This window comes from Terrabacter sp. P5_B1, from assembly GCF_056400505.1.
The window spans coordinates 1-1146 of the sequence record NZ_JBFULD010000574.1; the positions used below are offsets into that span (position 1 = coordinate 1).

Genomic DNA, 1146 nt, shown 5'->3' on the forward strand with positions numbered 1-1146 from the left:
ACGCCGCGACCGTCGGGCAGGCCCACGGCGTAGACCGCCTCGGCGCCGTCCTTGGCGATGAGGCCGTCGACGCCCCGGATCAGCGCGGTGACGTCGCGGTGGGTGCCGCCGAGATACTCGGGGAAGGCGCGGATGGCCGTCGCGATCTTGGCCTCCGGCCCGTCCGCTGCAGCGGCGAGCCGGCCGAAGGAGAGGGCCAGCGCGCGCAGCGGCACGGCGTGGATCGGGGCGCCGCAGCCGTCCACGGCGACAGCGCTCGGCTCCGAGTCGGTGAGCTCACGCACGGTGTCGGCGATGGCCACCTGGAGCGGGTGGGCCGGGTCGCGGTAGGTCGCGAGGTCCCACCCGTTGACGACGCACGTGGCCAACATCGAGGCGTGCTTGCCGGAGCAGTTCTGCACGATGGACTGCTTGGGCCGACCGCTCGCGATCCACCCGATCCGCGCCGCTTCGTCGTAGGGGTAGTCGGGGGTGTTTTGCAGGTCGGTCTCGGTCAGGCCCGCGCCGGCGAGGATCTCGCGGGCCGCCTCGACGTGGAAGTCCTCACCGGAGKGGCTCGCGCACGCGAGCGACAGGAGTCGACCGTCCGTCGCGAGGCCGCTGCGCACCATCGCGAGCGCCTGCAACGGCTTGCTCGAGCTGCGGGGGAAGACGGGTCCGCTCGAGTCGCCGATCTCGAGCTCGACCGAGCCGTCGGGCGCCGTGACGACGGCGGCGCCGTGGTGGACGGACTCCACGAAACCCGCACGCACGACGTGCGCGACGATCGGGGCAGCGGCGAGCGCTGCGCTGACTGGTGTGGATGCGGTGACGGCCGACGGGGCACGGTGATCTGACACGGTCCGCAGTATGCCGGAGCGACGCGGCAGGGCCGCCACCCCGGGTGGGGTGACGGCCCTGTTGTCAGCCGGACCTCGGCGCGGGGGTCAGCTCGTCGTGCTGGTCGTGCTGGTCGTGCTGGTCGTGCTCTTCTTCGCGGCCTTCTTGGCCGGTGCGGACTTCTTGGCGGCGGTCTTGGCGGCGCTCTTGGTGGTAGCCGTCGTCTTGGCGGCCGTCTTCGAGGCCGTCTTCCTCACGGCCCGCTTGGCCGGGGCGGCCTTGCGGGCGACCGTGGCGCTGGGGTCGTCGGTCGTGGCCGAGCTGCGG

Annotated in this window: 2 protein-coding genes; both read right to left on the bottom strand. The window is 73.0% G+C overall.

The features are described 5' to 3' along the window. Positions 1-839 (bottom strand): asparaginase (locus AC1DP0_RS22115; RefSeq protein ID WP_478088772.1); only part of this gene is annotated, 839 nt, incomplete at its 3' end. Positions 840-926: 87 nt separating this feature from the next. Beyond that, positions 927-1146, bottom strand: a 220-nt coding sequence (locus tag AC1DP0_RS22120) for a hypothetical protein (protein WP_478088773.1), incomplete at its 5' end; no start/stop codon positions are given.